This window comes from Edaphobacter lichenicola (genome assembly GCF_014201315.1).
Classification (GTDB): domain Bacteria; phylum Acidobacteriota; class Terriglobia; order Terriglobales; family Acidobacteriaceae; genus Edaphobacter; species Edaphobacter lichenicola_B.
Genome location: NZ_JACHDY010000001.1, coordinates 1,103,007 through 1,126,959, shown reverse-complemented (window position 1 = coordinate 1,126,959; position 23,953 = coordinate 1,103,007). Strand labels below are relative to the sequence as shown.

The window sequence follows — 23,953 nt, the reverse complement described above, 5'->3', positions numbered from 1 at the left end:
GGTAGACTTGAAGGGTGAAGATAGCGCTTGCCCAGATCAACCCGACGGTGGGGGACTTCGCCGGGAATGCGAAGAAGATTCTTGAATATGCGGCTCGTGCCGAGGCGTTAGGCGTGGGTCTTGTGGTCTTTCCCGAGTTGGCGGTGTGTGGGTATCCGCCGGCGGATTTTCTTGAGAAAGCTTCCTTCGTTGCGAGGGCAGAGCAGGTGGTTGCGGAGCTTGCAGGCTGGACCGCTGTTGCGGGTCGACCGGCGATTCTGTGTGGCACGGTGATGGCTACCAAGGCCAGCGTGGGCAAGCAGGTGAGGAACGTCGCGGCGCTGATGGATGGGGGCAGGGTGAGCTTTGTGCAGCAGAAGATGTTGCTGCCGTTCTACGACGTCTTCGACGAGCAGAGATACTTTGAGCCGGCGACGGAGCAGACGCTGGTGTGTGTCGGCGGGGAGCCGCTGGCGATTACGATCTGCGAGGACGCCTGGAACGACAAGGGATTCTGGCCGCGGCAGATGTATCCGGTCGATCCGGTTGAGAAGCTGATGGGGCGGTGGGAGTCGCAGTCGAAGGAGCTGGTGGGGCAGCAGCGGGTGATTCTGAATATCTCGGCTTCGCCCTATTGGCAGGGAAAGCCGCAGGTTCGGCAAAACATGCTGGCTGCGCTGGCACGGCGGCATCATGCGTTTGTGGCGATGACGAACCAGGTGGGCGGGAACGACAGCCTGGTGTTTGATGGCTCGTCGCTGGTGATTCGGCCGGATGGTCATGTAGTGGCGCGGGCGGCTTCGTTTGCTGAGGATCTGGTGGTCTTCGATACACGGGATGGAGAGGCGATCGCGGCTGCGATTCAGGTGGACGAGGTCGCTGCGATGTGGAGTGCGCTGGTGCTGGGGACGCGGGACTACGTGCGGAAGTGCGGGTTCAGCAAGGTGCTGGTGGGTTTGAGTGGGGGGATTGATTCGGCGCTGGTTGCGGCGATTGCGGTGGAGGCCCTTGGCAAGGAGAATGTGATAGGTGTGGGAATGCCGACGGAGTACTCATCGTTGGGGTCGATTCAGGATGCGCGGAAGCTGGCGAAGAACCTTGGCGTGAGGTTTGAGCTGCTGCCGATCCATGATGTGTTCGCGCAGGTTCAGCATGTGCTGCAGCCGCTGTTTGCGGGGACGCCGTTTGGGCTTGCGGAGGAGAACTTGCAGCCGCGGATTCGTGGGACGCTGCTGATGGCGCTGTCGAACAAGTTTGGCGCGCTGGTGTTGACGACCGGGAATAAGAGCGAGATGTCGACCGGATACTGCACGCTGTACGGCGATATGGTTGGTGCGCTGGCCGTGATTGGCGATGTGATGAAGATGAAAGTGTATGCGTTGAGCCGGTATGTGAACCGCGTCAAAGAAGTTATTCCGTGGGAGACGATCTCGAAGCCACCTTCGGCGGAGCTGCGGCCGGAGCAGCGGGACACGGACTCGCTGCCGCCGTATGAGGTGCTGGACCCGATCCTGGAGGCTTATGTGGAGCGGTATTGCTCGGCGGAGCAGATCGCCGAGGAGCAGGGATTGGATGTGGCGCTGGTGAGGTCGGTGCTGCAGCTGGTTGAGAAGAGCGAATACAAGCGGCAGCAGGCGGCTCCGGTGTTGAAAGTTACGAGAAAGTCGTTCGGAATGGGGCGGCGGTTTCCCATTGCGGTCAAGGTTCAGGTGTAATAGAGAAGCTGCGTGGATAGCGACGGCGGAGGATGGTGTCTTTGAAGATTTTAAATGGGAAGATTTTAAACGGGAAGATTTCGAATTGGATGTTGGCGGGAGTGGTGACGGCTCTCAGCGTTACGGCAGTGGCCGGGGCCCAGACTGCAGCGGCTCCTGCGGCGCAGACGGCTCCTGCGGCACAGAAGGCTGACGCTCCCTTGAAGCTGCAGAGCCTGGGGCAGGATACCAAGGCGGATCCGTTTCCTCCGGTGAATCAGAAGTACTTTACGGCGTCTACGCCTACGGTGGATACGGTCAATGCGTTTTTGAAGGCCCTGTGGGGATACGATCCGGACCGTATCTGGCGGGTGGAGGCGATCCAGACCACCTCGGCGCCGAGTGTGAGCAAGGTGGTGGTGTTTGTGTCGGGCAAGGGTCCCAATGCGAAGGTGCAGCCTACGGTGTTTTTTGTGACGCCGGATGGAAAGCATGCGGTTGCGGGCGACACGGTGGTGCCGTTTGGCGCGACTCCGTTTGCTGATCTGCGTAAGACGCTGCAGGCTCGCGCAGATGGTGCGACGCGCGGTGCGACGAGCAAGGATCTTCTTCTAGTGGAGTTTGCCGATCTGCAGTGCCCGCATTGTAAAGAGGCGCAGTCCACGATGGACCAGCTGGTGAAGGACTTCCCGAACGCACGTGTGGTGTACCAGAGCTTTCCGCTGGTGGACCTGCACCCCTTCGCGTTCAAGGCAGCGGCCTATGGGTACTGCGTGCAGAAGCAGAAGAACGATGCGTTCTTTGTCTACTCTGCCGCGGTGTTCGATACGCAGGCTGCTTTGACGAACGAGACGGGGAATCAGACGCTGAAGGATGCGGTGACCAAGGCTGGATTGGATCCGGCGGCGATCGATGCGTGCGCGGCGACTCCGGCGACCAAGGATCAGGTAGATGCTTCGATCAAGCTGGCGCAGGATGTGGGCATCGACCAGACTCCGATGCTCGCGGTGAACGGGCATCTGTTGCCGTTGGCTGGAATTCCGTACGAGACGCTGAAGACGATCATCTCGTACCAGGCGTCACTCGATGGCGTGAGCACGGGAGCGACCGGGCCGGCGGTGGGTAGCAGCTCGAATCCTCCGACGCTCGGGAAGTAATGCTTCTGCGTTTTGTTCGTTGTGAAATGGTTTGATGAGGAAGCCCTGATCATGATGATCGGGGCTTTTTTATTGAGCGGAGAGTCAGCGGTGGCGGTCGCCGAGGAGTTTGATAGCTGCCAGAAGAAGCGTGAGGAAGCCGGTGGGGAGGCAGCCCATGGCTAGCATCAGGGATAGCCAGCCGAGGTTGGTGTGGGGGCCCTGATGGCGGGTGACGCCGCCGAAGCTGGTGAAGATGAGTGCGGCTGCGACGACTCCAGTCCCGAAGATGAGGAGGCCGGTGCGGAGGAGCTTGCGGGTGTCTGGCTGCATAAGAGTCGTGCTTGGAGTTTGCGTGTTCAAGGAGGGGCTACCGGTATGCGGCGAGCATCGCGTAGACGATGACTCCGGAGACCGAGACATAGAGCCAGATGGGATAGGTCCAGCGAGCGAGGCGGCGATGCGCGGGGAAGCGGCCGGTGAGGGACAGGAAGAAGGTGATCAGGATCATGGGCAGGCAGATGATCGCGAGAAGAATGTGCGGCGTCAGCAGGATCCAGAGATAGATAAAGCGTGCTGTGGGATAAGCCTTGGGAAAGAGCATGTCGCCGTGGAGGACGTGGTTGGCGATGTAGGCGACGAGGAAGACGCTCGACACGATGAAGGCGCCGAACATGCTGTTGCGGTGTGCGGTGATCTGACGGCGGCGGATGAAACGATATCCGATGACGAGGAAGACGGCGCAGAGGGCGTTGAGGACGGCGTCGAGCGCGGGAAGGAAGGCGAGATGAGTGCCTGCTACGTCGACCGGAGGGTGGTAATAGACAAGCCACGCGAGAAAGAGCGATGCGATCGCGCTAACGGCGATGATCGAAGCGATGACAGCAGGGGGAGTGCGGTATTCCGGATTGACTTGTTGTGTCGATGAGGGCATGGGTCTAGAAGAGCAGGCGTCCTTTGGCGTCGAGCATCATTGCGGCTAAGAGTAGTGGGAGATAGATCACTGAGGCGCGGAGCAGGTCGCGGGCTACGAGGCGCGAGGAGTCGGAGTCGGGATTGCGGAGGATGCGCGCGAAGCGGATGGTGTACCAGAGGTAGCCTGTGCCGAGGATCGTCGCTGCTGCCGCATAGAAGTAGCCGGTGGTGTGTAACATTGCGGGCCACAGGCTGACGGGGATCATGAGGACCGCGTAGAAGAGCGCCTGAATGACCGTGCTCTGCGCGGCGTACTGGGTGTTGGGCAGGTTGGGCGTGAGGCGGATGCCGGCGCGGGCGTAGTCTTCGCGGTACATCCAGCCGATGGCCATGAAGTGAGGGAACTGCCAGACGAAGAGGATGGCGAAGAGAGCTACGCCGGGCCACTCGATGATGCCGCGTGCGGCAGTCCAGCCGATGAGGGGCGGCAGTGCTCCGGGGAATGCGCCGATGAAAGTGTTGATGGTGGTGACGCGCTTGAGCGGGGTGTAGATGGCGACGTAGCCTATCGCTGTGAGAAGAGTCAGGGTTCCGGTGAGGAGGTTGGTGGTGTAGGCGAGGTAGAGAGAGCCCAGAAAGATGGCCGCGAAGCCCAGGATGAGGCCGTGCGTGAGAGAGATTCGGCCGGCTGCCATGGGGCGTGAGGCGGTGCGGCGCATAAGCGAGTCGGTCTTGCGTTCCAGGGCCTGGTTGAGCGCGCTGCTGCCGCAGGTGACGACGGCGATTCCCGCGAGAGCCTGGAGGAGACCGGCGTGGAAGGGGCTGATGCCGCTTTGAAGGCTGCCCAGGTAGAAGCCTGCTCCGGCGGTGATGATGACCATGGTGGAGACGCGGAGCTTGAAGAGGGTGGCGTAGTCGGCGAGCAGCGAATGGGGCTTCGCGGGCGCGAGGACTGCATCGGTTGTCGCGGAGGTGGCCACAGAGTAAGGATAACGCGTTTGGGGCGCGGCGACGGGGTTGGCGTCGCCGCTTGTGCGCTATTCGGCGGACTCTCCATGCTTGGCGTCGGCTGCGTCAGCCTGCTTCACCTGGGGTCGGAGCAAGGGGAAGAGGATGACGTCGCGGATGGACTTGGAGTTGGTGAGGAGCATGGTGAGACGGTCGATGCCGATGCCTTCGCCCGCGGTGGGGGGGAGACCGTAGCCCAGGGCGCGAACGTAGTCCTCGTCCATCTGGTGGGCTTCGTCGTCGCCGCGGGCTTTTTCGGCCATCTGCTGCTCGAAGCGGGTGCGCTGGTCGTCGGGGTCGTTGAGTTCGGAGAAGGCGTTGCCGACTTCGAAGCCGCCGATGTAGAACTCGAAGCGCTCGACCCAGTCGGGCTCGTCGGGCTTGATCTTCGAGAGGGGGCTGACGGCCAGAGGGAAGTCGTAGATGATGGTGGGCTGGATGAGGGGTTCTTCGATGCCCATCTCTCCGCCTCGCAGGGCCTCGGCTCTCAGCTCGAAGAGATCGGAGATGGCTTTGCCGTACGGTGCGCCTTTATCGAGGACGAACTCGCGAACGAAGTGGCAGTCTGCACCGAGACGATTGAGGGCGCGATCGAAGGAGGACTTCTCCGGGTCGGCGAACTTTTCACCCTCGTTGATGAGCGCCCTGAACTTTTCCTCGGAAGAAAAATCTTCTACGGTTGGTTGAATAGGCGCGTTCGGCGGCCACCACTTGATGATGGCCTCGCGCATGGAGAGCCGGGTCCATCTGCCGAGATCGATCTCGTGGCCATTGAAGTGGGTGATAGTGGTGCCGTTGACTTCTTTCGCGACGCAGATGATGAGCTCTTCGCTGAGGGTCATCAGGTCGTGATAGTTCGCGTAGGCCTGGTAGAACTCGAGCATGGTGAACTCGGGGTTGTGGCGGGTGCTGATGCCCTCGTTGCGGAAGTTGCGATTGATCTCGTAGACGCGGTCGAGGCCGCCTACGACGAGCCGCTTGAGATAGAGCTCGGGCGCGATGCGGAGGAACAGGTCGAGGTCGAGCGCGTTGTGATGCGTGGTGAAGGGCTGTGCGGCTGCGCCTCCGGCTACCTGATGCATCATCGGGGTTTCGACTTCGAGGTAGCTGCGACGGTCGAAGAACTTGCGGATAGCGCGGAGGATCGCGGCGCGCTTGACGAAGACCTCGCGAACGTTTGGAGTTTCGGGTTCTAGTGGTTCGCTTTGCGCTCCGTCATTTCGCGATTCTTCCGGGGTGGCGTGTTTGGTGGCGCCTGTGTTCATGAAGAGGTCGACGTAGCGCTGGCGGTAGCGAAGCTCGGTGTCTTCGAGGCCGTGGTACTTGTCAGGGAGGGCGAGCATGGCCTTGGTGAGAAAGGTCAGGGCGGGTAGATTGTCGAAGCTTCCGACGTGGACTGTGAGCTCGCCGGTGCGGGTGCGGAAGAGATGGCCGCGGACGCCGATGTGGTCGCCGAGGTCGAGGAGTTTGTAGAGGGCGAAGGTGTTTTCGCCGACGTCGTCTTTGCGGACGTAGATCTGGAAGCGCTGGCCACCTTGTTGCAGCTGCGCGAAGCCGGCCTTGCCCTGGACGCGGATGGCCATGATGCGGCCAGCAATGCTGACGAGGATGGGGTCAACATCGAACTGCTCGGCGGTGAGGGAGTCGTAGGCGGCGCGGATCTCGGGGATGGTGTGGCTGGCGGCGTAGTGATTGGGATAGGTCGCCTCCGCGAGGCTGAGGCCTTCGAGCTGACCCAGGGCGGCGATCTGCTGCAGCTTGTCGCGGCGCTGCTGGTAAAGATTTTTTTCGAACTCCGACTCGTACACAGGGATTCCTTTGGCTGGATGTTACTGACACCCCAGTATAGCGAGGCATGAGGGCTGCGAAGGATACTTCGGTGTGTCAGTGGGTGCTGTGCGTGGTGTAATAGTCCTGCTATGGCGGATGATGGAGCAGGGAACGGCGGTAACGATGCGGGTGGCGGCGGGAAGGGTGCGCTCGGCGAGTTGGTGAAGGCTGAGTCGATGATCCAGTTGGCTATCGCACTGCCGGCTGGGTGCTTGATCGGGTGGCTGGGGGGGAGTTGGCTGGATCGGCACTTTCATCAGGGCTGGATCGCGATTGTAGGGATACTAATTGGGGCGGCGGCGGGATTCGTACAGATCTTTCGGACGGCGTCGCGGTATATCAAGCGTGGATAAGAGCGCAGGTGAGGGTGATCTTGTGAAGACGATGGATAGCTTCAGCGACGCGGACTTCAAACGGACGATTTTGAGCGCGTTGCGGCTGCTGGTGGTGATTACCTTGGTTGCGGCGCCGCTGGTGTGGTGGAAGATGGGGTGGCAGTCTGCGGTTTTGCTGATGGTGGGGGCGCTGATCTCGGGGTCGGGGCTGTTCGAGTGGCTGCGGCTGATGACGGCAGTGATGGTCCGCATGGATGGCGGAGGAAAGGCGAAGCCGATGGGGCTGATTTTGTTCGGTTTCTTCCTGCGGCTGGGGCTGACGGTAGTGCTGCTTTATGTTAGCCTTAAGATTCTGAATGGTTCGGTCTACGCGCTTGCCGCAGGCCTCGCTTTGGGTGTGTTTGCACTGACAGTCGAGGGTTTGAGGCTGATGAAGGCGTGGACGGTTTAGGCCGGGCGTTCGCGGATTTGATGGGACAGAAGTTTTATTTATATGCCGACACAGACACTCTTCACCCAATTTTTGAATCAGCACTTCGGTGCGTTTACGACCTCACTGCTGCAGGCCGTGCATGTGCATCCGAAGTATCCGGCTTATCCAATTACGGACTCGTTCGCGATGGAACTGCTGGTGTTTTTCGTTCTGATTGCCTACTTCATCCTCGTACGGATGACGTTGAGCGTTGAGAAGCCAGCCGGCGCGCAGCATCTGGCAGAGATGACCCATGAGTTTGTCTCCCAGCAGGGCGAGCAGATCATCGGCCACGGGTCGGAGCGTTTCACGAGCTACCTGACGTCTCTGGGGCTGTTCATTCTGCTGGCCAACCTGATGGGTATTATTCCGGGGCTGAAGTCGCCTACGGCCTATGCCGTGGTTCCGCTGGGCTTCGCGCTGGTCACGTTCATCTACTACCACTACCATGGCATTCGCGAGAACGGCTGGGCGTACATCAAGCAGTTTCTGGGGCCGGTGTGGTGGTTGTACCCGCTGCTGCTGCCGATTGAGATCATCTCGCACCTCGCTCGCGTTCTCTCGCTGACGGTTCGTCTCTACGCGAATATGTTTGCGGGAGACCTGGTGACGATTGCCTTCTTCTCGCTGGTTCCGGTTGGAATTCCGCTGATCTTCCTGGGGCTGCACCTTGGCGTGGCTGTGGTGCAGGCTTACGTGTTCTTTTTATTGGCGGCGATTTATCTCTCGCTGGCAACGGCGCACGATCATTGATGCTTCGCATCACCCAAGGAGACCAAAGCTAAAGCATTGGGCTACCAACCTTGGCTACCAAGTTTCGCTGCGTTGGGGCCTCCTCTCGCAGTGTGCAACAACGCCGCATAGCGTGAGGGTGCCAGCACGGTGAGCATCAACCACCCACTGGCGGCGTATCCACGGAGGCAGGAGTAACACGATGAAGAAGCTGCAATATCTCTTTATGTCGTTGGCCGCGCTGCTGTTTGCAACGCCGGCTTTTGCGCAGGGCGCTGCCGCTGCAAGCCCCGGAGCCCAGTGGGTTCCTCTGGCTGCTGGTCTGGGCATGGCGCTGGCTGCTGGTCTTTGCGGTCTGGGTCAGGGTAAGGCGACCGCTTCGGCAACCGAGGCGCTGGCACGTAACCCGGGTGCTCGTCCTGGAATCTTTATCTTCCTGATTCTTGGTTTGGCGTTTATTGAGTCGCTCGCGCTGTTCACGTTCGTCATCATCTTCCTCAAGGTCCAGTAAGCTTCTGGCCTTTGAAGTTTGTGACAAGGAAAGCCTCCGCAGTTCGCGGAGGCTTTCTTGTTTGCCTATTTGTCCTGCCGGACGGGCCCACTGCGCGTGGGGCGGTCACTTCGTGACTTGTGTACCTTGTTGGTCATCCCGTTGGCCGGAAGGAAAATCCATGCCGACCAACGGGAGGACCCATGACTATCATCTTGCCAAGACCGATATACACGCCACGAAGTGGCCGCCGAATCGGGGTCCCCGCAAACAGGTCTTCGTTTGCGGGGTGACTGAGTGCAGAGGCCCGTCCGGCAGGACGTAGTTACTTCTCGTCGAACTGCAGCTGAAGATGGCAGCTATCGGGAGAGGCGGCACACTCCTGTCGGCCCTGTTCGATGAGAGTAGAGTGGCTGGCGTACTCCGCAAAGGAGACCGCACCGCTGGGCACAATGCCAAGCGCCCCCGTCGCCACAGCAGCAAGACCAATCCCAATCGCCGCAGGAACACTGATGCGCCGAAGCTGGTTGAGGCGAGTGCTCTCGCTGCCGGGACGAGTGTAGATCGCAGCCAGCAGACGCAGATAATAGAAGCAGGCGACGCCGCTGTTGAGCAGACCGATAACGGCCAACCACACATTGCCGCCGTGGATCGCTGCGGAGAAGACGTAGAACTTGCCGAAGAAGCCGCCGGTGAAGGGGATTCCGATGAGCGAGAGCAGGAAGAAGCTGAGCAGAGCGGCGAGGTAGGGGCGCTTCTGGCCGAGACCGGTGAAGTCGTCGATGCTGCGAGCGCGCTCGTCGTAGCCGGCAATCTGCGTGACAACCGCGAAGGCGCCAACGTTCATCGCGGCGTAGGTCGCGGTGTAGAAGCAGGCCGCGGCGATACCGTCGAAGGGGAAGGCAGTGAAGGCGACCATAAGATAGCCGGCGTGAGCGATGCTGGAGTAGGCGAGCATGCGCTTGACGTCGCGCTGCATAAGAGCGCCGAGATTGCCAACCGTCATTGACAGTGCGGCGAGAACCCACATCAGGATGGCCCAGCGATGTTGATAGGTCGGGAAGCCGGTGAAGGTGATGCGGAGCAGGACGGCGAAGGCGGCGGCTTTGGGTGCGGTCGACATGAGGCCGACGACTGGGGCCGGTGCGCCCTGATAAACATCCGGGGTCCAGACATGGAACGGGGCGGCGGAGACTTTGAAGCCGAGACCGATAAGGATGAGCGCGAGGGCCGTGAAAGCTAAAGCAGGGGTTGCCGTGGTCTCGAGGCCGTGGGCGATGGCGTAGATGTTGGTAGAACCCGTCGCGCCGAACGAGAGGGCCACACCGTAGAGGAAGAAAGCGGTGGCGAAGGAGCCGAGCAGGAAGTACTTGATAGAGGACTCGGTGCCGGTGGCCTGACCCTTGCGGAAGCCGCACATGATGTAGGTCGAGATCGAGGAGATCTCCAGGCCGACGAAGACCATGAGGAGTTCGACCGAGCAGGTCATCAGCATCATGCCGACTGCGCCGAAGAGAATAAGTGCGAAGTACTCGCCGGCGTGGCTGGCATTGCCTTCGAAGAAATCTATTGAGCCCAGCAGGGTAACCAGGACGACGGAGCCGATGACGAAGTGGAAGAGCACCGAGAAGGCGTCGACCTGAATGGTGCCGGAGAAGGCGTGGAGGGTGCCGAACTGAATCTGATACCAGCTTCCGGCGAGAGCGGCGACGGTGCCGACGATCGCGAGCCAGCCAAGAGGTTTGCGGCTGGAGCCCGGCTTCAGGCATGGCTCCACGAGCATGACGAGGACACCGACGAGGGTGAGGATGAGCTCGGGAAGGAGGGCCAGGACGTTAGGGGACATTACTTCGTGGCCTCCTGGGCGGCGGATGTCTGTGGCTCTGGGACGATGGTGTTAACGGTTGCTGCGGGCTCGATGGGCTGCGGTTCCTGCGCGAGGTAGGTACCTGCGGTGTCGATGGCGCGCAGCCAGTAGGGGGACGCGATGCCCATGAAGAGCATGACAGCGATTAGTGGCCAGAGTGCGAGATGCTCGCGCGCGGTGACGTCAGGGACCGGTACGTCGGCTGTGTTCTCGTTCAGGTCGCCATAGAAGACGCGCTGAATCATCCACAGCATGTACGAGGCGGTGAGAATGACGCCGGTGGTGGCGAGCACCGTCCAGCGAGTGTGGTGGGTGACGGCGGACTGCATGCCGCCGGTGAGGACGAGGAACTCGCCTACGAAGCCGTTGAGCATCGGCAAGCCGATCACCGACAGCGTGGTGATGACGAAGAGGGTTACCATCCAAGGGAGCTTGGCGGCGAGACCCCCATAGTCGCGCATATCGTAGGTGCCGTAGCGCTCGTAGAGAATGCCGAGAAGGATGAAGAAAGCACCGGCGCCGATGCCTTCGTTGAGGGTGGCGTAGATGCCGCCGTCGATGCCGGCGATGGTGAAGGTGAAGATGCCAAGAACGACGACGCTGACGTGTCCGAGTGCTCCGTATGCGGCCAGTTGCTTGAGATCTTTTTGCACAAGAGCGATGAGCGCACCGTAGACGATGCCGATGGCTCCGAGGGCGATCATAAGCGGAGCGATCTGGCGGGACTGCTCGGGGAAGATGCTGAAGGAGAAGCGCAGGATGGAGTAGAGGCCGAGTTTGCCGACCAGAACCATCACGGCTGCGGTGGGGGCTTCGGCGATTGCGTCTGAGAGCCAGCCGTGAAGCGGAAAGACTGGAACTTTGACTGCGAAGGCTACGAGGAAGGCAAGTGAGGCCAGCCAGAGCGCTGCGTTATTGCTGGAGATATTGTGGGCGGCGGCAAGCTGGGCGAGCTCGGGCAGCTGGAAGGTGCCGGTGCGGGCGTAGACCCAGAGCATCCCGACGAGCAGAATCGCAGACGGGATGAAGGTGTAGAGGAAGTACTTGATGGCGGCGCGGCGGCGGTTGGCGCCGCGGCCGAAGGTGGCGATGAGCAGCGTCATGGGAACCAGCGAGAGCTCCCAGAAGGCGTAGTAGAGGAAGAGGTCGAGCGAGACGAAGATGCCGATCATCGCGACCTGTTGCAGGAGGAAGAGGGTGTAGAAGAGCTTCTTGCGATCGCCGATGGTGTTCCAGGAGACGAGGACGCCGAGAGGAGCGAGGAAGCCGGTGAGCACGACCAGCCACATAGAGAGGCCGTCGACGCCGAGGTGATAGCGGATGGCGGGCGAGGTGATCCACTCGTGATTCTGCTCGAACTGGAAGGTGCCGGCGACGGCAGAGTAGTCGTAGTTTGCGGGCAGATGCAGGGTGCAGATAAAGGTGATCAGGGTGACGGCGAGCGCACCCCATTGCATCAGCCTGCCCTTGTCGGGCAGCAAGGCCAGCAGGACCGCGCCCGCGAGCGGGACGAAGATGAGGACGGTCAGGATGGTGTGGTCGATATTCATCGTTTCCTTTGGTGTTGCAAAAACAAGATGCCGGTAAAAACGCGCTTTTCCTTAGTGCATCCAAATGGAGCGGCCGAAGATCATAACGAGCAGAACGGCGGCGGCCCCGAGTGCGAGCCAGCCGGCGTAGGAGCGAATGTTTCCTGATTGAACGCGGCGGACGAGAGAGCTGAGGCCTCGGGTAGTTGCGCCAGCGGCTGCGCCTGAGCCGTTGACGATGCCGCCGTCGATGATGCCGCCGAGGAAGAGACGGCTGAGCATGAGCAGCGGGGAGACGATGAGGGCGCCGTAGATCTCGTCGACGTAGAACTTGTGAGCGACGAGGTTGTAGAGAGCGGGCATCTTTGCTGCGAGCGCTGCGGCGGTGCCCGGTTTCTTGTAATAGAAGAGGTAGGCGATTCCGAGGCCGGCCAGAGCGACAAGGACGGAGACTACGGCGAGGCCAAGCTCGGAGCCATGAGCGGTGGTTGCTGCTTCGACCGCTGCGTCTGTGCTGAACACGGGGTCCAGGAAGTGTTCGATCTCGTTGTGGCCACCCATAGCGGCGGGAACCCCTACCCAGCCGCCGATGATCGACAGCAGCGCGAGGATGGCGAGCGGAACGGTCATGATCGCAGGGGACTCGTGAACGCCGTGCGCGTGGTTGTCTTCCGGGTCGACGACCATCACGGTGTGGCCGCCGGAGTGAGCGTGGACGGCTGCTCCGTGGGCGTGGAGATCAGTGTGCTCCTCAAAGTGCTCCGGGCCAAAGAAGGTCTTGAACCAGAGGCGGAACATGTAGAAGGAGGTCATGCCGGCGGTGATAAGGCCGACGAGCCAGAGCAGTTTGCCGATGGGATTGGTCGAGACGAAGGCCTGGTAGAGGATCTCGTCCTTGGAGAAGAAACCCGCTAGGGGGGGAATGCCGGCGATAGCGAAGACGCCCATTGTCATGGACCAGAAAGTGACGGGGATGCGCTTGCGGAGGCCGCCCATCTTACGCATGTCCTGCTCGCCGGAGAGCGCGTGGATGACCGAGCCGGCAGAGAGGAAGAGCAGCGCCTTGAAGAAGGCGTGGGTGAGCAGATGGAAGATGCCTGCCGTGTACGCGCCGACTCCGCAGGCCAGAAACATGTAGCCGAGCTGCGAGACGGTGGAGTAGGCGAGGACGCGCTTGATGTCGTGCTGCACCATGCCGATGCAGGCGGCGAAGATGGCCGTGGCCGCGCCGATGATGGCGACGACGCCGAGCGCGTGGGGGCTGTGGTTGAAGAGCACGTGGCAGCGGGCGACCATATAGATGCCGGCCGTGACCATCGTTGCGGCATGGATGAGGGCCGAGACGGGGGTGGGGCCTTCCATCGCGTCGGGGAGCCAGACGTACAGCGGAATCTGTGCGGATTTTCCGACTGCGCCGAGGACGAGCAGGAGTGCGATCGCGGTGAGGATACCTCCGTGCCAGCCGGGATTGACGTTGATCGCCTGGAAGATGTGGCTGAAGTCGAGGGAGCCGAACTCGCGGACGAGGAGGAACATCGCAAGGAGAAAACCGAAGTCGCCGATGCGGTTGACGATGAAGGCTTTTTTGCCGGCGTTGGCGGCGGAGTCCTTCGTGAAGTAGAAGCCGATGAGCAGATACGAGGCGAGGCCCACGCCCTCCCAGCCGACGAAGAGCAGGAGGAAGCTCTCAGCCAGGACGAGGACGAGCATGAAGAACATGAAGAGGTTCAGGTAGGCGAAGAAACGCCAGTATCCCTCTTCGTGCGCCATATATCCGACCGAGTAAACATGAATCAGGAAGCCGACCCCGGTGACCACGCCGAGCATAATCAGGGTGAGGTGATCGACGGTGAGGGCGAAGTCGATCTGGAGTCCGGTAATTGCGATCCATGGCTGGCTGACGACGCGAAGGACTTCGGGCGCGCCTTCGGACTTCATGACGATCCAGAGCCACGCAACGATCGTGGCTGGAATCGCGGTGCAGAGCAGAGCGACGGCGGAGACGAGAGCACGGGGAAACTTGCGGCCCACAGTGCCGTTGATCAGGAAGCCGGCAAAGGGGACAAGCGGGATCAGCCAGAGGTAGTCGGAGATCATGGAGGCAGAGGGCATAGAGGTCACGATTTCATCAGGTCGATCTGGTCGACGTTCAGCGTTTCACGCGTGCGGAAGATGGCGATGATGATGGCAAGGCCGACGGCGGCCTCGGCTGCGGCGACCACCATCACGAAGAAGACGAAGATCTGGCCGGAGACCTGGTGCCACATATGCGCGAAGGCGACGAAGGTGAGGTTGACGGCGTTGAGCATCAGCTCAATCGACATGAAGATGGTGATGAGGTTGCGCTTGATGAGGAAGGCCGCGACGCCAACAGAGAAGAGCACAGCAGCGAGGATGAGATAAGCGGCGATGGGCACTTGCGGAAGCATCTCTATTGTTCCTTTCGCGCGAGCACAACGGCTCCGAGGATGGCTACCAGGATGAGGATCGAGGTGACTTCGAAGGGAAGCAGCAACTTGGTGAAGAGGATGGTGCTGATCTCGGAGATGTTGCTGGTGATGTGATTGAGATAGCCGCCGATGTTGGTGTAGCCGAGAGCCTTGCGTTCCGACAGGAAGACGAAGCTCAGCAGGCAGAAGATGGCTGCGGCGCCGGGGAAGCCAACGAGGTACGCGGCTCGGCTGCCGGTGGTTCGCTCCTCTTCGCCTGCGTTCAGAAGCATGATGACGAAGACGAAGAAGACCATGATGGCACCGGAGTAGACGATGACCTGGGAGGCAGCGAGGAACTCGGCCCCCAGCGACCAGTAGAGGACCGCCAGCGACATCATGACGACGACCAGCGAGAGTGCGCTGTTGATGGGATGGCGCTGCAGGAGCAGGTTCAACGCTCCTGCTACGGCCAGCCCGCCAAAGATGAGAAAGAGTGCCAGTTGCATGATGTTCCGTCAGGTCCTTTGTGAATCGCTTGAGACGTTTTGAAACAGAGCAGAGGCCGATTTCGAAGAACTGGGCTATCTGCTGATTGTAAAACACCTTGTTGCTACTTCCGTGGAGCTAACTCCGTAAGGCAATGACTAAACTTGTGACGATGATGTTGGCTATGGCGAGCGGCAGGAGAAACTTCCAGCCGAAGCTCATGAGCTGGTCATAACGGAAGCGCGGCAGCGTGCCTCGCACCCAGATAAAAAGCAGAAGGAAGGCGAGAACTTTGGCCACGAACCAGAGGATCGGAAAGATGGCGGAGAGGATGGGGCCGCCGAAGTCCGCTGGCAGGAGATGGCCGAGGGGGCTGGAGGCTCCGCCGAAGAAGAGCAGCGAGGCCACGCAGCTGACGGTGATCATGTTCGCGTACTCAGCCATGAAGAACATGGCGAACTTCATCGAGCTGTACTCGGTGTGATAGCCGGCGACGAGCTCGGACTCGGCTTCGGGAAGGTCAAAGGGAGCGCGGTTGGTCTCGGCGTAGGCGGCCATGATGTAGATGAAGAAGCCGACAAACTGGAAGCCGCCAAAGAAGTTCCAGCTAAGCAGGCCGTGTGCGCCTTGGCTGTTGACGATATCGCGCAGGCTGAGAGATTGTGCACGGAGGACGACGCCGACCAGCGAAAGGCCAAGAGCCAGTTCATAGCTGATCATCTGCGAGGTTGCGCGGAGGCTGCCGAGGAGGGCGAACTTATTGTTCGAGGACCAGCCCGAGAGTGCGATGCCGTAGACTCCGATGGAGGTGATGCCCAGGATGACGAGCAGGCCGATGTTGAGGTCGGCGATGTTGAACATCTCGACGCCCTTCACCGTTTGCATACCGCCGAAGGGAACAACCGCGATGGAGATAAGCGCACAGGTCAGCGCGATGATAGGGGCGATGATGAAGAGCGGGCGTTCTGCCGCGATAGGCAGTAGATCTTCTTTGAGGAAGAGTTTGATTCCGTCAGCGAGCGGCTGCATCAAGCCGAAGGGCCCGACGCGGGAGGGTCCCCAGCGATTCTGAATGCGGCCCAACACCTTGCGCTCCAGTAGCACCGTGTAGGCGACCGCACTCAGGGTGATGACCAGGACGACCACGACCTTGAGAATGCTGAGCAGCAGGAATGTCTGAAATGGGCTGAGGTGGCTCACGGCGGTGGGTTGGGCTCCTGTAGTTGTTTCGAGTCTGCTGTTGTGTCTACTTAGTCGGCTGCGGTCTGAATCTGGGTGAGGCCGGTTGGAGGACGAAGGCTCTCGTTATGCTGCAGGTCGGAGAGCATGGCGGAGTAGCGTCCCAGGGTGCCCGAGGTAAACAGTGTATCGTTCGCCGGAAGGACGAGGTCGCGGCGGTTGCCTATTTGAACGAGGTCGTTGGCGCTTACGTCTGGCTGCAGATGCTGATCATTGCCGCTGAGCAGCTGAAGGCGCAGCAGGTCGTATCCGGGGACGAGGCGCTGAATCTCGTCCAGAATTGCGAAGGGATCGAAGGGGCTGAGCTTCGGCTCCATATTGTTTGCCGAAAGCCATACGGCGTGACGGTCGGCCTCGCCGGACTGTGCACCGCGGGACTGACCCATATCGGCTCGCGTGCCTTTGCCGAAGGGAACCAGAGCCTTCATGTTCGCGCCCATCTTGTCGGCGATGCGAACGATCATCTCGAAGTCGGTGCGGACTCCGGCGCGGTCGCCTGCCTTGCTGACGAGCTGGAGATCGCCGTAGCTGTTGGTCACGGAGCCGGACTTCTCGTAGAGATTCGCGGCTGGAAGGATGACGTCGGCGAGGGCTGCGGTCTCGGTGAGGAACATATCCTGCACCACCACGAAGGTGTCCTTCAGCGAGGCGGGGTCTACGCTGTAGCGCGAAACCGGGTTCGATCCGACGACGTAGAGCGCGGAGAGCTCACCACGTCCAGCCGCTTCGAACATCTCGAGCAGGTCGAGACCTGGCGTGGCAGGAGTGTTGTACTCGGCGAAGGTGGTGTTGCCTGCAAGCGGAGTGTATCCCGGAAGCAGGTCGGGGAGCAGGCCCATGTCGGCGGCTCCGCGTGAGTTGACGTAGTCGGAGATGAGGGCGAACTTGCGGTTTGGCAACGTCTTGCCGAAGGCCAGGAGGCGCTGCAGATCGGCGCCGCGGAACTCCGACCCGAGAAGAACGAGGAGACTCTCCTCCGCCCGAATTGACTTGCGGAAATCGTGGAAGGAGGATGCGTCTGCGCCCGGGTGGGTGAGGGCATCAACAGCACTATCGTCTCCGGCGAGGAAGCTGGCCAGCGCGCCGTAGCTGAAGGGTGCGATGTGCGCGAAGGCTTTGGCCTGGCGGCGAAGCTTGATCTCGGCAGAGTTGGCGATGTAGAGCCGGGCGCGATTGTTGCGGACGTTGGTGCGGATATTCCACGCGGTGGCGGGGGCCTGAATCGTTGGATCGCCGCCGAGGATCATGATGGCCGGCGCGGTCAGCGTGTCTTTCAGGCTGGCGGTGCGATCCGTTGTGCCGGCGAGAGCTCGGGCAAAGGAGACGTAATCTGCGGTGCGATGGTGATCGATGTTGTTGGTGCCCAACACGGTGCGAGCGAACTTCTGCAGCAGGTAGGCCTCTTCGTTCGTCGTGCGATTGGAGCCGATGACTCCGATGCTCTTGCCGCCACGCGTGTCGCGGAGCTCGCGGAAGGTCTTGCCGACGTGGTCGAGTGCAACCTCCCAGCTGACGGGCTTCATCTCGCCGTTGGGCTGGCGAACGAGCGGCTGGGTGATGCGGTCTTCATTGTTGGCGAAGTCGAAGGCGTAGCGACCCTTGTTACAGAGGAAGTCGACGTTGATGCCGGACTTGTCGCGGTTATCGCCGCGGACGATCTCGGAGCCGTCCGTGGTGCTGCGAACGCCGAGCGTGGTCTTGCATCCGTCGCCGCAGTGCGTGCAGATCGTCGAGACGTGATTCATCTCCCAGGGCCGCGTCTTGTAGCGGTAGGTGCCGGAGGTCAGCGCTCCGACCGGGCAGGCATCGATGCACATGCCGCACTGCTCGCAGTCCACGTGGGCGAGGTCGTCGGGAGACATCTGCGCGGGAACGTTGGGGGCGATGACCGAAGAACTGCCGCGGTTCTGAATGCCGAGAGCGAAGACGTCCATGCCCTCGCCGCACATGCGGATGCAGCGGTAGCAGAGGATGCAGCGCGGGCGATCGAAGTAGACGACAGGGGACCACTTCTGCTCTTCGCGGTGGTTCTTGGGTTCTGCGTAGAAGCTGTCGGCTGCGCCGTACTTGAAGGTCATGTCCTGCAGCTCGCACTCGCCGCCGGCGTCGCAGACAGGGCAGTCGAGCGGATGATTGCCAAGGAGAAGTTGCAGCGTAGCCTTGCGGGCCTGGGCGATCTCGGGCGACTCGCTGGTCACGACCATGCCCTCGGTGACCGGCGTGGTGCAGGCGGTCTGGAGCTTAGGCATCTTCTCGATGCGCACGACGCACATCCGGCAAGCCGCCTGCAGCGAGAGGCCGGGGTAGTAGCAGAAGGCGGGGATCTCAATACCGGCGGACTTGCAGGCTTCGAGCAAAAGAGTGCCTGCGGGTGCGGTGATTTTTTTGCCGTCTACGGTAAGGGTTACGTCTGCCATGGCTTAATGCGCTCCAACCAGCTGTTCAACGGTGATGATGGGGGTTCCGGCCTTGTGGCCCTCGATGTAGTCTTCAAACTCTTTGCGGAACTTCTTCACGAAGGCGATGGTGGGCATAGCTGCTGCGTCGCCCAGCGGGCAGAAGGTTCGTCCCAGCATGTTCTCGGCGAGATATTGAACGTTGTCGACATCTTTTTTATTGCCGCCGCCGTTGTAGACGCGAGTGAGAGTCTTCTTGATCCAGTCCGTACCCTCGCGGCAGGGAATGCACCAGCCGCAGGACTCATGCTGGTAGAACGCGATGGTGCGGAGAGCAAATTCGACGATGGAGACGCTCTCGTCAAGCACCACGATGCCGCCCGAGCCAAGCATGGTGCCGGCCTTGCCCATCTGGTCGAAGTCAAGACCGACGTCGATCTCGTCCGCGGTCATGACGGGGCAGCTCGAGCCGCCGGGTACGACTGCCTTCAGCCTCTTGCCATCCTTGATACCGCCTGCGACCTCGTAGATAGCTCGCTTGAGGTTGTAGCCCATCGGAAGCTCGTAGACGCCGGGGCGTTCGACATGACCGCTGATGCCGAAGAGGCGGGTGCCACCGTTGCGTTCGCTGCCAAGCTTCGCATAGGCCTCGCCACCCATCAGCAGGATATGCGGCGCGTTGGCGATGGTCTCGGCGTTGTTGATGACCGTAGGACCACCATAAAGCCCAACGACGGCAGGGAAGGGAGGCTTGATGCGAGGCACTCCGCGCTTGCCTTCGAGCGACTCCATCAGGGCAGACTCTTCGCCAACCTCGTACGCTCCCGCTCCCGTCTGCGTGATGATGTCGAAGTCCACACCGGTGCCGAAGATGTTCTTGCCGAGGAAGCCCTTTGCATAGGCGTCGGCAACAGCCTTTTCGACGATCTTGAGCAGGTAGCGATACTCCCCGCGGAGATAGATGAAGCCAAGCTTGGAGCCGATGGCGAGGCCCGCGATCATCGTGCCTTCGATGACGGCATGGGGATCGTGCAGGAACAGGACGTGATCCTTGCAGGTGCCGGGTTCGGATTCGTCACCGTTGACCAGCACGTACTTCGGCTTTTCGGACTGCTTTGGGACGAAGGACCACTTCATGCCGGTCGGAAATCCAGCGCCACCACGTCCACGTAGGCCGCTGGCCTTCATCTCAGTGATGATCCACTCGGGTCCCTTGGCGATGGCTTGCTGAACAGCTTTATAGCCATCGAGTTCAACATACTTGTCGATGTCGGTTGCCCCCAGGCCGAAGCGGCGGGAGACTACTTTTACCTCATCGGGATGCGAGACGAGTGATGGCATTTATTTCACGTCCTTTCCCTGGCCGTCGCGATACATCTGGAAGAGAACGTCGACTTTTTCTGTGGTGAGGTCGTCGTGGAAGTCGTAGTTGATCTGAATGGCTGGCGCCCAGCAGCAGGCTCCGATGCACTCGACCTCTTCCAGCGAGAAGACGCCGTCGGAGGTTGTGCCTTTGTGGCCGATGCCGAGCTTGTGCTTGCAGTGGTCGAGGATCTCGTAGCCGCCACGCAGCATGCAGGAGATATTGGTGCACACCTGCACGTTGTACTTGCCAGCAGGCTTGGTGCGCAGCATGGAGTAGTACGAAAGCACGTTGCGTACGTCCAACTCCAGAAGGTCGAGGCGCTGGGCGATCTCGGCGATGACGACGTCAGAGATATAGCCGATTTCATCCTGGGCGTAGAGCAGCATGGGCACGAGCGCTGACCGCTTGAGTGGGTAGATGGTGACGAGATGGTCGAAGCGCGCGGCCGTCTCTGGCGAAAAGATCGTATTGGCTATTTCACTCACTCTGCATCATCTCCCGCGCCAGCCTCTCGGCGGCAAGGTCCATCTCTTCGGCGATACCGTTCAGTTTGACCGTTCCATCTTCCTGCATGGTGAAGGTAGAGCGGCTTCCATCACTTGATTCCATCGTCTCGTGCGTGAAGCGAAGCCAGCGGCTGGCCACACGAAGTGTAATCTCTTCCGCTCCCACTTCAACGACTGCATGATGCGTGCTGTTCATTCCATGAGCGGCCGCATAAGAGCGAAGCAGCGAGGCCCACGAGGTCCAAAGTTCAGCTCTGAGGCGCGCTTCGAGCATCAGAGGTTAGCGGTCGATCTCGCCCAGAACGATATCGATCGATCCGATGACGGCGACGACATCGGCGAGGAGACGGCCTTTGCACATGGTTTCGAGTGCCTGCAGAGTTGCGAATCCAGGGTTGCGCATGTGCACGCGGTAGGGTTTGGCGGTGCCGTCGGAGACGACGTAGTAGTTCATCATGCCGTGCGGCGCTTCGACGGAGCTGGTCGCCTCACCTGCTGGAACACCAAAGCCTTCGGTCACAATCTTGAAGTGATGGATGAGGGACTCCATCTGGGTCTTCATCTGCTCGCGATTCGGCAGAATGATCTTCGGCGCATCTGCGACGATGTGTCCTTCAGGAAGACCATCAAGCGCCTGCAGGCAGATCTTGACCGACTCGCGGAACTCCTGCATACGAACGATGTAGCGCGCCCACACGTCGCCGACATCAGAGACGGGCACATTGAACTGGAACTTCTCGTAGCCGGAGTAAGGCATATCCCGGCGAACATCGAAGTCGACACCAGAGGCACGCAGTGGGGGGCCAGTGACGCCCAGCGCAATCGCATCTTCGGCCGAAAGATAGCCTACGCCTTTGAGGCGATTCATCCAGATGGGGTTGGTCTGGAGCAGACCCTCGTACTCGTCGACATGTGCAGGGAAGTTTTTGAGGAAGGTGCGGATCTTTTCGTAGATATCCCGCGGTGGCTCCAGGCTCAGGCCGCCGACGCGGACGTAGCTGGTCATCATGCGCTGGCCAGCGACCGCCTCGAAGATTCGCAGCAGATCTTCGCGCTCGCGGAAGCAGTAGAGGAAGACGGTGAGCGCACCGATGTCCATGGCGTGCGTTCCGAGCCAGACCAGGTGCGACTGAATGCGGGTGAGCTCGTTGAAGAGGACGCGAAGATACTGCGCGCGCTCGGGAATCTCTAGACCCAGCAACTTCTCTACTGCAAGAGCGTAGGCGAGATTGTTGGTCATGGGGCAGAGATAGTCGATGCGGTCGGTCATGGGGACGACCTGCTGGTAGAACTTCGCCTCGCAGGTCTTCTCGATGCCGGTGTGAAGATAGCCGATATCCGGCGCCAGCCCGACGATGGTCTCGCCGTCGACCTCGATGACCAGCCGGAGAACGCCATGGGTCGAGGGATGCTGCGGACCCATGTTGATGATCATGGTCTGATCTTTGGACGGCGGGTTCTGTCTATTTCGTGCGGAGTTGGCGATCAGATCGTCAATGCCCGGATCGATAGCTGCCACGCCGGTAAGTTCTTCAACAGGGGGAGTCATTAGCGGTAACCCTCCACGGGGTAGTCCTTGCGTAATGGATGCCCCTTCCAGTCTTCCGGCATCATGATTCTGCGAAGGTTGGGATGACCACCGAAGTGCACTCCAAAGAGATCGAAGACTTCGCGCTCGTAAAAGTTGGCAGAGGGCCATACCGACGTGATGCTGTCCAGCGCGGCGTCCTCTCCATCGAGGCGAACCACCAACCGCACGCGCTCTTTCAACTTGTGCGAAAGAATACTGTAAGAGATCTGGAAGCGCGGCTCCGAGGGGTACCAGTCGACGGCGGTGACATCCTCAAGGAAGTTGTAACCAGCCTGCTGGACTGCTTTCGCCGCGGCGACGATGTTCTCGCGAGCCACGGTAAGGGTCAGCTCGGCGCGGTCGAACTTGGCGTCAGTCGCGAGGTCGGCCAGAGCTTTGACTGCGGTGTTTTCAGGATGCGCCTCGAAGACGGCCTGTTTGCCCTTGATGGCAGAGGCTGGATCGTACATTAGAGGTCTCCTTTATCGTTCGCCCAATCCAGGATGCCCTTCTTCCAGACGTAAAAGAGGCCGACAGCAACGAAGCCGAGGTAGACGAGCATCTCGTAGAAGCCGAACATGCGCGAGCCGGTAATTGCCGGCAGGCGGCGGAAGATCACCGCCCAGGGCAGCATGAAAACAGCTTCAACATCGAACAGGATAAATAGCATCGCGACCATGTAAAAACGTACGGTGAAACGGCCGCGAGCGTCGCCGGTCGCCTCCATGCCGCACTCATAGACTGAGGCCTTGGTGCGTGAATTTTTGTGTTTTCCGATGAGAAATGAGGCGCCCACCATGCCCACAGCCAGCCCGAGGGCGGCCAGAACCTGAAGCACGAGTGGAAGGTAGTTCCAAATGTAGGGGTAACTGTGCATGGCCATCTTCGACTCTAAGATTGCGGCTGGCAAGTGTCAAGCGATTGTCAGGACAGTGTGCGGCTATCGAAGTAATGCTATGTACATATTGATCAATCGATTACCGAAGAGTGCGCTGACTAGTCCGCCGATCGAAAGAAAGCTGCCGAAGGCAAGTCTGGAGGTCGCTCCTGCCCTGCCGCGCGCCAGAAGGACGACTCCATAGACCGCAGCCGCTAACGTTCCAAGGAAGAGGGAGAGGATCGCTGGCCAGAAGCCGAGAAAGGCCGCGATCATGGCAAGAAGCTTCACGTCGCCCAGGCCCATGCCGTCGCGGTGGCGGACTGCCTTGTAGAGCCAGCGGATGAGTAGAAGCAGGAGCGCTGCTCCGCAAACAGCCGCGATGCGACCAAAGATCAGGCTCTCCGGACCGGTAAAGAAGAGATTGCCGCGATCGACCACACCACCGGGACTGGTGAGTTGGATGTGGTGTTTGGTCAGGACGACCTCATCTTCGTTTGGCCCGAGGAAGAGGGCCTGTGTGCAGACAAGGAAGAGAGCGACGGCGATGCCGCCAAGCGTGAAGGAGTGAGGCAGGATCATGGTCTGCCAGTCCATCACCATCAGGCCGATGAGGAGAAAGCCAAGAATGGCGACACCAACCAGAGACAAGCAATAGCCCACGATCTGGGCTTCGGTAGGGAAAGGTATTGGGTTTGCTCCAATCGCTGTATCTAAATGCATAGCGTCCCAAAACAAGCGAGCCACGCTCAACAGCCACAAACCCATTGCGAGTTCGACCAATGGATAACGCCACGGAATAGGCTGTTTGCAGTCCCGGCATCGACGACGAAGAACGATCCAACTTATAAGGGGGACATTGTCGTACCAGCGGATGGGCGCTCCACACTCTGGGCATCGCGAGCGCGGGTGGACGACCGACTCACGCTGCGGCAATCGCGAGATACAGACGTTGAGGAAGCTGCCAAAGAGAAGTCCAAGGAAAAACGCCGCGAAGAGAACGATGCCAAGCTGGTCCACCCGATGAGTATACGGTTTCACGGCCGCGCTTACAGGATAGGCTAAGAGGCGGAAGTCCGGACCTAAGTCTCTTC

Annotated in this window: 24 protein-coding genes and 1 pseudogene; 6 read left to right on the top strand and 19 right to left on the bottom strand. The window is 60.4% G+C overall.

All coding sequences use genetic code 11. The features are described 5' to 3' along the window. Positions 1-14: 14 nt before the first annotated feature. Both HDF09_RS04755 and HDF09_RS04750 read left to right on the top strand, forming a co-directional pair. Positions 15-1,694: an NAD+ synthase gene (locus HDF09_RS04755; protein WP_183762146.1), complete on the top strand. Its 1,680-nt coding sequence runs from the start codon at positions 15-17 to the stop codon at positions 1,692-1,694. Between the two features lie 41 nt (positions 1,695-1,735). Beyond that, positions 1,736-2,830: a DsbA family protein gene (locus HDF09_RS04750; protein ID WP_311718680.1), complete on the top strand. Its 1,095-nt coding sequence runs from the start codon at positions 1,736-1,738 to the stop codon at positions 2,828-2,830. A gap of 84 nt (positions 2,831-2,914) precedes the next feature. On the opposite strand, the gene HDF09_RS04745 is transcribed toward HDF09_RS04750, so the two are convergent. The 4 genes from HDF09_RS04745 to HDF09_RS04730 are packed head-to-tail and all read right to left on the bottom strand — an operon-like array spanning position 2,915 to position 6,540. Next, the gene (locus HDF09_RS04745) at positions 2,915-3,172 is read right to left on the bottom strand and encodes a hypothetical protein (protein WP_260180921.1); all 258 of its coding nucleotides are present in this window, start codon (positions 3,170-3,172) and stop codon (positions 2,915-2,917) included. A gap of 7 nt (positions 3,173-3,179) precedes the next feature. Continuing rightward, positions 3,180-3,743 (bottom strand): DUF420 domain-containing protein, encoded by a 564-nt coding sequence (locus HDF09_RS04740; RefSeq protein WP_183762143.1) that lies wholly within the window; start codon positions 3,741-3,743, stop codon positions 3,180-3,182. Positions 3,744-3,747: 4 nt separating this feature from the next. After that, a complete protein-coding gene (gene cyoE / locus HDF09_RS04735; RefSeq protein WP_183762140.1) occupies positions 3,748-4,704 on the bottom strand; it encodes a heme o synthase in 957 nt (318 codons plus the stop codon). A gap of 57 nt (positions 4,705-4,761) precedes the next feature. Beyond that, positions 4,762-6,540, bottom strand: coding sequence for a lysine--tRNA ligase (locus HDF09_RS04730; RefSeq protein WP_183762137.1), 1,779 nt, complete (start codon positions 6,538-6,540; stop codon positions 4,762-4,764). Positions 6,541-6,651: 111 nt separating this feature from the next. Between HDF09_RS04730 and HDF09_RS04725 the strand changes: the two genes are divergently transcribed. The 4 genes from HDF09_RS04725 to HDF09_RS04710 all read left to right on the top strand — a co-directional run bounded on the left by HDF09_RS04725 (position 6,652) and on the right by HDF09_RS04710 (position 8,612). Further along, positions 6,652-6,915: an AtpZ/AtpI family protein gene (locus tag HDF09_RS04725; protein WP_183762134.1), complete on the top strand. Its 264-nt coding sequence runs from the start codon at positions 6,652-6,654 to the stop codon at positions 6,913-6,915. Continuing rightward, positions 6,908-7,348 (top strand): ATP synthase subunit I, encoded by a 441-nt coding sequence (locus HDF09_RS04720; protein WP_311718675.1) that lies wholly within the window; start codon positions 6,908-6,910, stop codon positions 7,346-7,348. Before HDF09_RS04725 ends, HDF09_RS04720 begins: the two co-directional genes overlap by 8 nt. 42 nt (positions 7,349-7,390) lie before the next feature. Then, positions 7,391-8,122 (top strand): F0F1 ATP synthase subunit A, encoded by a 732-nt coding sequence (gene atpB, locus HDF09_RS04715; protein ID WP_183762131.1) that lies wholly within the window; start codon positions 7,391-7,393, stop codon positions 8,120-8,122. Positions 8,123-8,303: 181 nt separating this feature from the next. After that, positions 8,304-8,612, top strand: a complete 309-nt coding sequence (locus HDF09_RS04710; RefSeq protein ID WP_179637647.1) for an ATP synthase F0 subunit C — start codon at positions 8,304-8,306, stop codon at positions 8,610-8,612. Between the two features lie 304 nt (positions 8,613-8,916). Here the strand turns inward: HDF09_RS04710 and HDF09_RS04705 are convergent, their stop codons facing one another. The 15 genes and pseudogenes from HDF09_RS04705 to HDF09_RS20640 all read right to left on the bottom strand — a co-directional run. Then, positions 8,917-10,437, bottom strand: coding sequence for an NADH-quinone oxidoreductase subunit N (locus HDF09_RS04705; RefSeq protein WP_183762128.1), 1,521 nt, complete (start codon positions 10,435-10,437; stop codon positions 8,917-8,919). Beyond that, the gene (locus HDF09_RS04700; RefSeq protein WP_183762125.1) at positions 10,437-12,008 is read right to left on the bottom strand and encodes a complex I subunit 4 family protein; all 1,572 of its coding nucleotides are present in this window, start codon (positions 12,006-12,008) and stop codon (positions 10,437-10,439) included. The genes HDF09_RS04705 and HDF09_RS04700 overlap by 1 nt, the downstream gene beginning before the upstream one ends. Before the next feature lie 51 nt (positions 12,009-12,059). After that, complete coding sequence (nuoL, locus tag HDF09_RS04695; RefSeq protein ID WP_260180920.1) at positions 12,060-14,099, bottom strand: NADH-quinone oxidoreductase subunit L; 2,040 nt, start codon at positions 14,097-14,099, stop codon at positions 12,060-12,062. 5 nt (positions 14,100-14,104) lie between these two features. Further along, on the bottom strand, positions 14,105-14,416 hold the full coding sequence (gene nuoK, locus HDF09_RS04690) for an NADH-quinone oxidoreductase subunit NuoK (protein ID WP_183762122.1): 312 nt from the start codon (positions 14,414-14,416) through the stop codon (positions 14,105-14,107). Between the two features lie 2 nt (positions 14,417-14,418). Beyond that, entirely contained in the window at positions 14,419-14,925 is a 507-nt protein-coding gene (locus HDF09_RS04685; RefSeq protein WP_183762119.1) for an NADH-quinone oxidoreductase subunit J family protein, read from the bottom strand. Between the two features lie 118 nt (positions 14,926-15,043). Then, positions 15,044-16,105: an NADH-quinone oxidoreductase subunit NuoH gene (nuoH, locus tag HDF09_RS04680; protein WP_183762116.1), complete on the bottom strand. Its 1,062-nt coding sequence runs from the start codon at positions 16,103-16,105 to the stop codon at positions 15,044-15,046. 50 nt (positions 16,106-16,155) lie between these two features. Next, positions 16,156-18,561 carry a molybdopterin-dependent oxidoreductase gene (locus tag HDF09_RS04675; RefSeq protein ID WP_183762113.1) on the bottom strand — a complete coding sequence of 802 codons (2,406 nt, stop codon included), beginning with the start codon at positions 18,559-18,561 and terminating at the stop codon, positions 16,156-16,158. Between the two features lie 3 nt (positions 18,562-18,564). Next, the gene (gene nuoF / locus HDF09_RS04670; RefSeq protein ID WP_183762110.1) at positions 18,565-19,881 is read right to left on the bottom strand and encodes an NADH-quinone oxidoreductase subunit NuoF; all 1,317 of its coding nucleotides are present in this window, start codon (positions 19,879-19,881) and stop codon (positions 18,565-18,567) included. Further along, the gene (locus HDF09_RS04665) at positions 19,882-20,391 is read right to left on the bottom strand and encodes an NADH-quinone oxidoreductase subunit NuoE family protein (RefSeq protein ID WP_183762107.1); all 510 of its coding nucleotides are present in this window, start codon (positions 20,389-20,391) and stop codon (positions 19,882-19,884) included. Beyond that, the gene (locus HDF09_RS04660) at positions 20,384-20,608 is read right to left on the bottom strand and encodes a transcriptional regulator (protein WP_260180919.1); all 225 of its coding nucleotides are present in this window, start codon (positions 20,606-20,608) and stop codon (positions 20,384-20,386) included. The genes HDF09_RS04665 and HDF09_RS04660 overlap by 8 nt, the downstream gene beginning before the upstream one ends. A gap of 84 nt (positions 20,609-20,692) precedes the next feature. Beyond that, positions 20,693-21,961, bottom strand: a complete 1,269-nt coding sequence (gene nuoD / locus HDF09_RS04655; protein WP_183762101.1) for an NADH dehydrogenase (quinone) subunit D — start codon at positions 21,959-21,961, stop codon at positions 20,693-20,695. After that, complete coding sequence (locus HDF09_RS04650; RefSeq protein ID WP_183762098.1) at positions 21,961-22,452, bottom strand: NADH-quinone oxidoreductase subunit C; 492 nt, start codon at positions 22,450-22,452, stop codon at positions 21,961-21,963. Before HDF09_RS04650 ends, nuoD begins: the two co-directional genes overlap by 1 nt. Next, positions 22,452-22,859: an NADH-quinone oxidoreductase subunit A gene (locus tag HDF09_RS04645; RefSeq protein WP_183763361.1), complete on the bottom strand. Its 408-nt coding sequence runs from the start codon at positions 22,857-22,859 to the stop codon at positions 22,452-22,454. Before HDF09_RS04645 ends, HDF09_RS04650 begins: the two co-directional genes overlap by 1 nt. 63 nt (positions 22,860-22,922) lie before the next feature. Further along, entirely contained in the window at positions 22,923-23,582 is a 660-nt protein-coding gene (locus tag HDF09_RS04640; protein WP_260180982.1) for a prepilin peptidase, read from the bottom strand. Between the two features lie 30 nt (positions 23,583-23,612). After that, positions 23,613-23,879, bottom strand: a pseudogene (locus HDF09_RS20640) (prepilin peptidase); the annotation flags it as partial. Positions 23,880-23,953: the final 74 nt, after the last annotated feature.

What these genes read in the sequence shown, in the direction of transcription:
- HDF09_RS04740 (WP_183762143.1), bottom strand. Translation starts at nt 3,743, where the DNA reads ATGCCCTCATCGACACAACAAGTCAATCCGGAATACCGCACTCCCCCT.
- HDF09_RS04725 (WP_183762134.1), top strand. Translation starts at nt 6,652, where the DNA reads ATGGCGGATGATGGAGCAGGGAACGGCGGTAACGATGCGGGTGGCGGC.
- atpB (WP_183762131.1), top strand. Translation starts at nt 7,391, where the DNA reads ATGCCGACACAGACACTCTTCACCCAATTTTTGAATCAGCACTTCGGT.
- HDF09_RS04710 (WP_179637647.1), top strand. Translation starts at nt 8,304, where the DNA reads ATGAAGAAGCTGCAATATCTCTTTATGTCGTTGGCCGCGCTGCTGTTT.
- HDF09_RS04705 (WP_183762128.1), bottom strand. Translation starts at nt 10,437, where the DNA reads ATGTCCCCTAACGTCCTGGCCCTCCTTCCCGAGCTCATCCTCACCCTC.
- HDF09_RS04700 (WP_183762125.1), bottom strand. Translation starts at nt 12,008, where the DNA reads ATGAATATCGACCACACCATCCTGACCGTCCTCATCTTCGTCCCGCTC.
- nuoL (WP_260180920.1), bottom strand. Translation starts at nt 14,099, where the DNA reads ATGCCCTCTGCCTCCATGATCTCCGACTACCTCTGGCTGATCCCGCTT.
- nuoK (WP_183762122.1), bottom strand. Translation starts at nt 14,416, where the DNA reads ATGCTTCCGCAAGTGCCCATCGCCGCTTATCTCATCCTCGCTGCTGTG.
- HDF09_RS04685 (WP_183762119.1), bottom strand. Translation starts at nt 14,925, where the DNA reads ATGCAACTGGCACTCTTTCTCATCTTTGGCGGGCTGGCCGTAGCAGGA.
- HDF09_RS04675 (WP_183762113.1), bottom strand. Translation starts at nt 18,561, where the DNA reads ATGGCAGACGTAACCCTTACCGTAGACGGCAAAAAAATCACCGCACCC.
- nuoF (WP_183762110.1), bottom strand. Translation starts at nt 19,881, where the DNA reads ATGCCATCACTCGTCTCGCATCCCGATGAGGTAAAAGTAGTCTCCCGC.
- HDF09_RS04660 (WP_260180919.1), bottom strand. Translation starts at nt 20,608, where the DNA reads ATGAACAGCACGCATCATGCAGTCGTTGAAGTGGGAGCGGAAGAGATT.
- nuoD (WP_183762101.1), bottom strand. Translation starts at nt 21,961, where the DNA reads ATGACTCCCCCTGTTGAAGAACTTACCGGCGTGGCAGCTATCGATCCG.
- HDF09_RS04650 (WP_183762098.1), bottom strand. Translation starts at nt 22,452, where the DNA reads ATGTACGATCCAGCCTCTGCCATCAAGGGCAAACAGGCCGTCTTCGAG.
- HDF09_RS04645 (WP_183763361.1), bottom strand. Translation starts at nt 22,859, where the DNA reads ATGCACAGTTACCCCTACATTTGGAACTACCTTCCACTCGTGCTTCAG.
- HDF09_RS04640 (WP_260180982.1), bottom strand. Translation starts at nt 23,582, where the DNA reads ATGCATTTAGATACAGCGATTGGAGCAAACCCAATACCTTTCCCTACC.